This is a genomic window from Protofrankia sp. Cas4 (genome assembly GCF_963555915.1).
GTDB lineage: Bacteria > Actinomycetota > Actinomycetes > Frankiales > Frankiaceae > Protofrankia.
The window spans coordinates 1-9209 of the sequence record NZ_CAUVXL010000249.1; the positions used below are offsets into that span (position 1 = coordinate 1).

10 protein-coding genes are annotated in these 9209 nt (G+C 65.3%); 3 read left to right on the forward strand and 7 right to left on the reverse strand.

The window, feature by feature from the left end; translation table 11 throughout:
* Positions 1–755: alpha/beta hydrolase (locus U9979_RS22585; protein ID WP_322780875.1), on the reverse strand; the 755-nt coding region annotated here is incomplete at its 3' end.
* A 130-nt stretch (positions 756–885) separates the two neighbouring features.
* Between U9979_RS22585 and U9979_RS22590 the strand changes: the two genes are divergently transcribed.
* Positions 886–1638, forward strand: a complete 753-nt coding sequence (locus tag U9979_RS22590; protein ID WP_322750438.1) for a response regulator transcription factor — start codon at positions 886–888, stop codon at positions 1636–1638.
* Between the two features lie 139 nt (positions 1639–1777).
* The gene (gene mshD, locus U9979_RS22595; RefSeq protein ID WP_322750439.1) at positions 1778–2785 is read left to right on the forward strand and encodes a mycothiol synthase; all 1008 of its coding nucleotides are present in this window, start codon (positions 1778–1780) and stop codon (positions 2783–2785) included.
* A gap of 82 nt (positions 2786–2867) precedes the next feature.
* Here the strand turns inward: mshD and U9979_RS22600 are convergent, their stop codons facing one another.
* The 5 genes from U9979_RS22600 to pstS form a co-directional block, all read right to left on the reverse strand.
* Positions 2868–3635, reverse strand: coding sequence for a response regulator transcription factor (locus U9979_RS22600; protein WP_416220281.1), 768 nt, complete (start codon positions 3633–3635; stop codon positions 2868–2870).
* A gap of 60 nt (positions 3636–3695) precedes the next feature.
* Positions 3696–4472 (reverse strand): phosphate ABC transporter ATP-binding protein PstB, encoded by a 777-nt coding sequence (gene pstB / locus U9979_RS22605; protein ID WP_322752198.1) that lies wholly within the window; start codon positions 4470–4472, stop codon positions 3696–3698.
* A gap of 114 nt (positions 4473–4586) precedes the next feature.
* The gene (gene pstA, locus U9979_RS22610) at positions 4587–5645 is read right to left on the reverse strand and encodes a phosphate ABC transporter permease PstA (protein WP_322780876.1); all 1059 of its coding nucleotides are present in this window, start codon (positions 5643–5645) and stop codon (positions 4587–4589) included.
* Complete coding sequence (pstC, locus tag U9979_RS22615) at positions 5642–6661, reverse strand: phosphate ABC transporter permease subunit PstC (RefSeq protein ID WP_322780877.1); 1020 nt, start codon at positions 6659–6661, stop codon at positions 5642–5644. Before pstC ends, pstA begins: the two co-directional genes overlap by 4 nt.
* A 117-nt stretch (positions 6662–6778) precedes the next feature.
* Positions 6779–7852, reverse strand: a complete 1074-nt coding sequence (gene pstS, locus U9979_RS22620; RefSeq protein ID WP_416210098.1) for a phosphate ABC transporter substrate-binding protein PstS — start codon at positions 7850–7852, stop codon at positions 6779–6781.
* 526 nt (positions 7853–8378) lie between these two features.
* On the opposite strand from pstS, the gene U9979_RS22625 reads away from it, so the two are divergent.
* Positions 8379–8573 carry a hypothetical protein gene (locus tag U9979_RS22625; protein WP_322780878.1) on the forward strand — a complete coding sequence of 65 codons (195 nt, stop codon included), beginning with the start codon at positions 8379–8381 and terminating at the stop codon, positions 8571–8573.
* Between the two features lie 21 nt (positions 8574–8594).
* On the opposite strand, the gene U9979_RS22630 is transcribed toward U9979_RS22625, so the two are convergent.
* Entirely contained in the window at positions 8595–8966 is a 372-nt protein-coding gene (locus U9979_RS22630) for a hypothetical protein (RefSeq protein ID WP_322750548.1), read from the reverse strand.
* Positions 8967–9209: the final 243 nt, after the last annotated feature.

Consider the following 9209-nt stretch of genomic DNA (forward strand, 5'->3'; position numbering starts at 1 on the left):
AGCCCCGATTCGGCGTGCCCGAAGCCTGGGATGATCCACAACTGGCCGTGCTCCCCCGAAGCCACCGCCAGCGAATGAGGATGATCCAGGGTGAAGTAGGTGTCCCGGTCTCCGTGGACGAACAGAACCGGCGTCGGCGCGATCCGGCCGGCGACGTCGAGCGGGGACGCCGGGATCATCGGCCAGATTTCGGACATCAGCCGTACGCCGAGCGCGTGCCGGGCGATGCGACGGCCGGCGGCGGTCTCCGCGAGCCAGCTCAGGCGCCGCATCGCCGCAGTGTCACGGACGTACCAGCGGCTCGGCGCGCTCACGCTGACGACGGCGTCAACCGGGTTGTGCACGGGGTACCCGCGCACGCAGTCCCCGCCGCGGGCGAAGGCCGCGTGGCGCAGTACCGCGGCGGCCCCCATCGACCAACCGACGGTGATGACGTTCAGGTAACCGAGCCGCCGGGCTTCCCCCACGGCCGCGTCCACATCCAGAACCTCCAGATCGCCGAAGGTGCACACGCCCGAGGACTGGCCGTGACCCCGCAGATCCGGGGTGAGCACGCCGGCATAGGGCCGGATGCCGTCGCTGACCGCCCTGACCGGGGGTTTGTCACGAAAACCGGAAAAACCGTGGACGACGACGACCCCAAGATCAAAACTACGATCGGCGGCAGAACCAACACGGCCGCAATGGGTCGTGGCGAGGATCTCACCGTCCGAGGTGGGGAGAACCCCGAAGACGGTATGAGCGGAGTAGGACACTCCGCTATCCTCCCCACAGGCCGGTGTTCGTTTCACGCCCATGACGGTCGTGGAACGCGGGGGGCCGGTCGCAAGGTATCCGTGGGTCGACGCTGCCCCAACATCGCAACCGAACCCTGGAGGAGTCGACTTGAGCGTCGTCCTGTTGCTCACCAACGCCCCCGGACCATCCGCGGAGTCCTTTCCCTCACTCGGGCTCCTGACTCACACCGTTCGCGTCGCCCCACTCGAGGCCAGCGCGCTCCTGGACGCACCACCAGTGGACGTCGTCGTGGTGGACGGGCGCCGGGAACTCGTCGTCGCCCGCGGCCTGTGCCGCCTCCTGCGCACAACCGGGCTCACCACTCCCCTGCTCGCGCTCGTCACCGAGGGTGGGCTGGCCGCGGTGTCAGCCGACTGGGGCGTCGATGACGTCGTCCTCGACAGCGCCGGACCGGCTGAGGTCGAAGCGCGGTTGCGGCTCGCGATCGGTCGGGTCGCGGCGGCCGGCGGCACTGCGGAAGCCGGTGTCATCCGGTCCGGCGACCTGTCGGTGGACGAGACCACCTACTCGGCCAAGCTGCGCGGCCGTCCGCTCGAGCTCACCTTCAAGGAATTCGAGCTGCTGAAGTACCTCGCCCAGCACCCCGGCCGGGTCTTCACTCGCGCCCAGCTCCTGCAGGAGGTGTGGGGTTACGACTACTACGGAGGTACCCGGACGGTCGACGTCCACGTGCGTCGGCTGCGGGCCAAGCTCGGCCCGGAGCACGAGTCGATGATCGGTACGGTGCGGCACGTTGGTTACAAATTCGTCGCGCCTCCGATCGCACCGCTGCCTGAAGACGCGGTGGCCAGCCACAACGAAAGGGAAGTGGCTCGCATCCCCCAGCGGGTCTCGCTCTAGCAGCCTCGGGGCTGGAGGGCGTGCGAAACGAACCATGATCGCACGCCCTCCAGCCACACAGGCAATCTGAAGCCTCCGGGCGTGCGAAAATACCATGATCGCACGCCCTTCAGCCAGGCGAACGTCCTAATGTCGCGCAATGACGCTGTACTGGACCCGGCAACTGACCTCCCACGACGTCGACGCCCTTCGGGACCTGGTGACCGCGGCCACCGGCGCGGACGGGGTCGCCCCGTTGTCCGATGACGCAATGTTGCGATTGTCGCCCGATCCACTCACCAGCGGGCACCATCTGATCATCACCGCATCAGACGCATCAGACGCATCAGACGCATCAGACGCATCAACATCGCGCGAGATCGCCGGATACGCCTACCTGGCCGTCCGCTCCGATGACAGCTGGCAGGCGGAGCTGGTCGTGCATCCCGGACAACGGCGTCATGGCAGCGGCGGGCACCTTCTCGCCGCGCTGACCGCGTCCGCTGACCAGGCCCACGCGCAGCTCGATGTCTGGGCGCACGGCGACCCACCCGCGACGGTGACGCTGGCGCACCGGTACGGCTTCGTTCGCGAACGCGTGCTCTGGCAGATGCGCCGACCGCTGTCCGCCCTCCCCGACATAGCACTGCCACCGGGTGTCACCGTCCGCACCTTCATCCCTGGACAGGACGAGGACGCAGTGGTGGCGGTCAACCGTGCCGCCTTCGCCGACCACCCCGAGCAGGGCCGCTGGACGGTAACCGATGTTCGTCTGCGGGAGGCCGAACCGTGGTTCGACCCAGCGGGCTTGTTCCTCGCGGAGTCCGCCGGCCGGCTGGCCGGTTTCCACTGGACAAAGGTTCACTACGGCATCGACGACATACCCGGGCCCGGTGGCATTTCGACAGCCGAGACCGCCGCCACGAAGACCGACGTCGGCGAGGTCTATGTCGTCGGTCTGGAGCCCACCTTCGCCGGGCGCGGGCTCGGCCGCGCCTTGACCCTCATCGGGCTGCACCACCTACGCGATCAGGGCCTGGCAACGGTGATGCTCTACGTCGAAGACCTCAACCAGCGGGCAATACGCCTGTATGAAGGCCTCGGCTTCACCCGGCACCGCGCGGACATCTCCTACCGGCGCGCACCCGACGCAGGTGCGCAGGCCTGATCACACCTCACCTCCATCAGCGCTCTGGGGACTGCGGCCTCCGGGCGCACGATCTGACGATCGTCGCGCGCCCTTTGGTCCTCTACGCAGTCGGCTCGTCAGCGAGGCGGAAACGGTAACCGACGCCGCGGATACTCTCGATCAGGCGAGGGTGGTCAGTATCGCCGGTATCCCCGAGACGGCTGCGCAGGCGGCGTACGTGCACCGCCAGCGTGTTGGTCTCATGGCTGGTCGTCCCCCACACACGTTCAAGCAGTGTCTGGCGGGTTACCACGGACCCGGCCCGTTCAAGCAGGATGCGCAGCAGCCTGAACTCCTGCGGAGGCAGCCGCACCGGTACGCCGTCCACCCGGACCTCGTATGCGACCGTGTTCAGGATAACCCCTCCGACGCGCAACACACCGGGCTCGGCCCGGTCCACGCCGAAGCCCCGGACGGACCGCACCAGCCCCAGCACCTCGTTGATCCGGTACGGCTTGACAACGCATGCACTCGCGCCTGCCTCCAACCCCGCCGCGGCCTGCCGCCGGTCCTGCGGGCCCACCCCAAGCAGAATCGGCATGTCGTCGCGGGTTCGGACAGTCCGCACCACTGTCACACCGTCGATGATCGGCAGACGCGCGGAAATGAGCACGACCGCCGGTGCCAGGCGACCGATCTCCAGCAGTGCACGCGCACCGTCCACCACGACGCTGACCTCGACGCCATGGTCGGCGAGGGCGGACAGAAGCTCGGAGTCCGCGGCTGCGTCGGCAACCAGCAGTGTCGGGCTCCGGCCGCTCGGCAGGTCGGGCTCCTCCCCGGAGCGACGCTGCTCCGGGGCAAGGGACTCCTCTTCAAATGGCTGCACGAGATGCATCCGAGTGGTCACAATGAATTCGGGTGAGCTCGAGGCCGGCAACTGCCCGGTTCAGCCGAAACGCCCGGTGATGTACTCCTCGGTGCGCTTTTCGCTCGGCTTCGAAAAAATCTTCTCCGTCTTGTCCATCTCCACCAACCGTCCTGGATCGCCGGTCTTGTCAAGAGTGAAGAACGCCGTCGTGTCACTGACCCGGGCGGCCTGCTGCATGTTGTGCGTCACGATGACAATGGTGTAAGTCGACTTGAGTGTGGCGATCAGATCTTCGATGGCCAGGGTGGAGATCGGATCGAGGGCGGAACACGGCTCATCCATGAGCAGAACCTGCGGTTCCACCGCAATCGCGCGCGCTATGCACAACCGCTGCTGCTGTCCACCGGAGAGACCGGCGCCGGGTCGGGCGAGACGGTCCTTGACCTCCTCCCACAGGTTGGCGCCGCGCAAGGACTGCTCAACCCGCTCGTCGAGCAGTGACTTCTTGCGCGTGCCATTCAGCTTCAGCCCGGCGATGACGTTCTCGTAGATGGACATCGTCGGGAATGGATTCGGCCGTTGGAAGACCATACCGACGGTACGACGCACGTTCACCGGGTCGACCCCGGCACCGTAGAGGTCCTGACCGTCCATCCGGACCTGGCCCTCGACCCTGGCGCCGGGCAGCACCTCGTGCATGCGGTTGAGCGTCCGCAGTACAGTGGACTTTCCGCAGCCGGACGGTCCGATGAACGCGGTGACGTTCTTCGGCTCGATGCTGAAGTGGATGTCGGAGACGGCTTTGAAATTCCCGTAGTAGGCGGTCAGCCCGGAAACGTCGATACGGGTCGCCATGAGTTACCTCGGCTCGTTGCGCCGTGCCGGTACGGTGACCGGCACGGACTGCATGGACGGTGGGGACGGTACGGAAAATACGATAGGCACGGGCGACGGCGACAGCATGACCGATCACCGAACCCGTGCGAACCGGGCAACCATCCGGGCGATGATGTTCAGCAGCATCACGAGGACGATGAGCGTGAGCGCGGCGGCCCAGGCCCGGTCGACAGCCACCTGCTGCGGTGCGCCAGCCTGCGCATAGATGTAAAGCGGGAGTGCCGACTGCGGCCCGGAGAACGGGTTGAAATTGATGGAGTCGGTCCCGAAGACGGTCAGCAGCAGCGGCGCCGTTTCGCCGGCGACACGGGCCACCGCGAGCATGACACCGGTCACAATGCCAGGCAGAGCCGTCGGTATGACAATCTTGAGGATGGTTCGCCACCGGGTGATACCCAGCGCATAACTGGCCTCGCGAAGATCGTCCGGGACGAGTTTGAGCATCTCCTCGGTGGAGCGCACGACGATGGGAATCATCAGAATGGTCAGGGCGAGCGCACCGGCGAAACCGGACGGCTTCTGGCCGAGCGCGAGAAGATAGAACGAAAGGATGAACAGACCTGCGATGATCGAAGGCAAACCGGTCAGCACGTCGACGAAAAAACTGATGGTCCGGCTGATCCGCCCACGACCGTACTCGACCAGATAGATTGCGACCAGCATGCTGAAGGGAACCGCGAAGAGACTGGCCAGTGCGATCTGTTCCAGGGTTCCGATCAGAGCGTGGTATATGCCGCCGCCGGCGTCCCGCGCCCCGATGTTTCGCATGGAGGTGGTCAGGAAGTCGTAGTTGATCCGCTGCGCGCCCTTGGCAATCACACTGGCCAGCACTGCGACCAGCGGGATGAGCGCGAGCAGGAAGGCGAGATAGACCAGTGTCGTGACGAACCGGTCGACGGCCTTTCGGCTGCCTTCGACCATGGTGGACGCCACGCTCTGGCCGATCAGGTAGAACGAACCGGCAATCAGTACGAACTGAATCTTGCTGTCTATCGGTGCCACGACGTACAGCAAGATAGTGGCCACGACGGCGCCGGCACCGATAGCCGCCAGGGTGGTCATCGGCAGCTTCTGACCGGTCAGGTCAATGCCGCCGGGGCTGGTCGCCGGGGCGACAGTCGTTGTACTCATGCGGCGGTCCCCGAGAATTCATGCCGACGGGCGATGACGGCACGGGCCATTATGTTGACAAGCATCGTGACGATGAACAGGACGAGGCCGGAGGCGATGAGAGCCCCCTTTCCGACCTCGTTGGCCTCACCGAAACCGTTCGCCACATTCGCCGCGATGGTGTTGCCGGCCGGTGACAGGACGTGCCAGGAAATTCCGAATGACGCGGGAAGGACCAGCGCGACCGCGATCGTCTCACCCATCGCCCGGCCGAGTCCCAGCATCGACGCGCTGATCACGCCAGGCTTGCCGTACGGGAGTACCGCCGTTCGGATCATCTCCCAACGGGTCGCGCCGAGCGCGAGCGCCGCTTCCTTATGCGCGGTCGGCACCTGAAGGAAGATCTCGCGGGAGATCGCGGCGACAATCGGCAGAATCATGATAGCCAGGACGACGGAGGCGACGAAGATGGACCGTCCGACGAGGCCGTCATCCGTACTGAACAAGGGGATCCAGCCGAAGTAGTCGGTGAGCCACTCCTGCAGGCCATTCATCCGCGGGACGAGAACAATCAGACCCCAGAGCCCGAAAACGACGCTGGGGACCGCTGCCAGCAGGTCGACGATGAACGCCAGCGGCGTGGCAAGGCGTCGCGGGGCGTATACCGTGATGAACAGCGCGATGCCGACCGCCACCGGCACGGAGATGGCCATTGCAATGATCGCTGTGAGCAACGTTCCGAACAACAGCGCCGCGATTCCGAAAAACGGCGGAGATTGGTTGGGAAACCACTCGGTCGTCGTGAAGAAGTTTCCGGTGTTGGCCTGCAGTGCACTGGTCGCCTCAAGCACCAGGAAGGCTGCGATCGCCGCGATGAGAACAAGCAGGCTGATGCCGGCAGTGCGAGTCAGATTCTTGAAGAACACGTCCCCGGGGCTGACCCGCGCATGCGCACTACTGCTGATGGGCTCCTTGACCGCCAGCGGCGCGTCGTCGCTCGGCGAGCCTGTGCCCTGGCCGTCCGACTCACTGCTCATCATGCCTCCCAACAAGTGGTGTCGGACGGTGTGCCCACCCGCCTCGTGGCGAGTGGGCACACCGGCGTGATCGTCCCGGTTAGAACCCGTGGCCCTGGCCGGAGTGCAGAAGAATGATTATGAAATGGTCGCCACGACCGAGCTCACCTTCGCGGCAAGGTCGGTCGGCAGCGGAGCGTATCCGAGATCGGCGATGGCGGCCTGACCACCGGTGGAGGATGTGTAGGTCAGGAAGGACTTCACCAGCGTGGCCTGGCTCGCTGCCAGACCCTTGGTGCAGGTGATCTCATAGGTGACCAGGTAGATCGGGTAGGCACCGGGCGTAGTCGCCGCGTAGTCGAAGGTCAGCTTCAGGTCGTTCCCGCTGGCGACCTTGGCCGTGCTCACACCCTTGGACGTCGCCTCGGTGCTCACCGCCACATACTCACCGGCGCCGTTCTTAATCTTTGCCGTCGACAGGTTCGCGTTCTCCGCGAAGGAGAGCTCGACATAGCCGATGGCGCCGGCGGTCGACTTCACCGTCGAGGTCACGCCGTCGCTGCCCTTGGAGCCCTGACCGCTCGGGGCCTTCCAGTCCGAACCGGAACCGAACGTCCAGTCGCTCTTGGCAGCGCCGTCCAAGAACTTGGTGAAGTTGTCCGTGGTACCCGAACCGTCCGAACGGTGCACCGGGACGATCGGCGAACTGGGCAGCGTCACGCCGGGGTTGTCAGCCGCGACCGCCGGGTCGTTCCACTTGGTGATCGCGGCAGAATAGATCTTTGCCAAGGTCGAGGCGGAGAGCTGCAGGTCCTTCACACCGGAGAGGTTGTAAATCACCGCGACCGGCCCGGCGACCATGGGCAGGTCGACGATTTGCCCGCCGGTGCAGCGCTTGGCCGCATTGGTCGCCTGGTCACCGCTGATCGCCGAGTCCGAACCGGCAAAATCGATCTTGCCATCCACGAACGCCTGTTTGCCGGCGGAGGAGCCGACTCCCTGGTAGTTGATCGACGATCCGGGACACGCAATCTGGTACTTCTTGACCCACTCGTCCATCGCGTTCTTCTGCGCAGTCGAGCCCGAGGCGGTGATCGACCCGGTTGCGCAGGAGATCGCGCCCGTGGCGGTGCCGGCCGTCGAGCTCGGTGCCGCCGTGTTGTCGGAACCGCAGGCAGCCACCCCCAGCACCGCCGACATCGCAAGGCCCATGACCGCAACCTGACGTTTCGCTGTGTTCACAAGCGACCCTTCGTCTTCAGCGCATTGGCGCCGTTCTGTCCGCCCCCGGACCGGGGTGCCGGCGAGAATCGAAGCGATACAGCATGAACGAAGGATGAACGGAAGTGAACACGAATCGGACGTCGAGCAAAACACATCCCGAGTCCGGGGCGGCTCTACACAGAGTTGTCGTGTCGGGTAGGACCGACTACCTCAGGTACGTCCCGACTGCCCGGCCCACGAACCGGCGGAGCCCAGGGCCCTCGCACGATGAGGGAATCACAGCCGAGCCCTCCGAGTCCAGGCAGGCCATGTGGGCAACCGAGAAAGCGCCCAATTCGGGAACGACGCCCAAAACTCCCCGTTTGCCGGGATGGACCTGACTCAGGCCCACAGCGATTCTATGTCCATGAACAAAAAAGCCGTACCACACGGACCCGCCGGACCACTGACGGGCACGACCCTCCCTGCCGCGGGCGGCGGGAACCAGACGCGCGTGCGGGAAAGTGAAGATCCGATGCACGCGCGTCCGCCCCGGGGCGAATCGCAGGTGTACTCCATCACGGCCTGCGAAGGAAGTACCGTCTCCGATCTTTGTTGGCTGCTCGGCGAGCTGCCGGACCACGCCCGTCTCGTCGACTTCGCCAGCGATACCGATGTCACGCTTGTCTTTCGCACCGACACCGTCGCCGTGGACACCAACCGTGGCTGACAGCCGTGACCGAACCTCCGATCAGATCGGCGTGCGCTGTAGTTCCAGATCAGCGCGACTGTCGCACCAGTAGGGACCTTCGTCCTCCACCACATCCGTCATGATCACATGATGGCGTCCGACATGTCCCACCGGGAGCAGGCAGGTCAGTCCATCCACCCGGCATCCCGGCGCAGTGACCGTTGTGGGTGTAGCCCAGACCAACCACGCCTCCTGATTGCCCCAGCCCTGCAGAACCGCCATGTGCTTGTCGGGATGCCCGGTCTCGAGCGCACATGTGACCTCATCCGGTACCTCGTAGGCCGCCCCCGGGAGCCCGTCAAGCCGGCTGATGACCTCGTCGGGCACGCGTTGCCACACACCACAGGCACCATCGTCGATGGATATGCCCATCGTCGTTCCCTCCCCGCAAATACACCAAGAGCCGAGCGGCCTCATCGCGGCTCGTTCCCACCTGAACAGGGTGACCGCGCCAACCACGATCGCCTCGGGATCGGCCGCGGTCTGCTCCGGTCGACAAGCTCCGATACAAGCACGCACAGGCCGGACCTCGCACACCGGGTGGAAACTTTCCGTTTTGTCTTGACTTCGAACAGTAACTGATCGTACGATGTTCCTGGCTACAGACCATCATCA

What these genes read in the sequence shown, in the direction of transcription:
- mshD (WP_322750439.1), top strand. Translation starts at nt 1,778, where the DNA reads ATGACGCTGTACTGGACCCGGCAACTGACCTCCCACGACGTCGACGCC.
- pstB (WP_322752198.1), bottom strand. Translation starts at nt 4,472, where the DNA reads ATGGCGACCCGTATCGACGTTTCCGGGCTGACCGCCTACTACGGGAAT.
- pstA (WP_322780876.1), bottom strand. Translation starts at nt 5,645, where the DNA reads ATGAGTACAACGACTGTCGCCCCGGCGACCAGCCCCGGCGGCATTGAC.
- pstC (WP_322780877.1), bottom strand. Translation starts at nt 6,661, where the DNA reads ATGAGCAGTGAGTCGGACGGCCAGGGCACAGGCTCGCCGAGCGACGAC.
- pstS (WP_416210098.1), bottom strand. Translation starts at nt 7,852, where the DNA reads ATGGGCCTTGCGATGTCGGCGGTGCTGGGGGTGGCTGCCTGCGGTTCC.
- U9979_RS22625 (WP_322780878.1), top strand. Translation starts at nt 8,379, where the DNA reads ATGCACGCGCGTCCGCCCCGGGGCGAATCGCAGGTGTACTCCATCACG.
- U9979_RS22630 (WP_322750548.1), bottom strand. Translation starts at nt 8,966, where the DNA reads ATGGGCATATCCATCGACGATGGTGCCTGTGGTGTGTGGCAACGCGTG.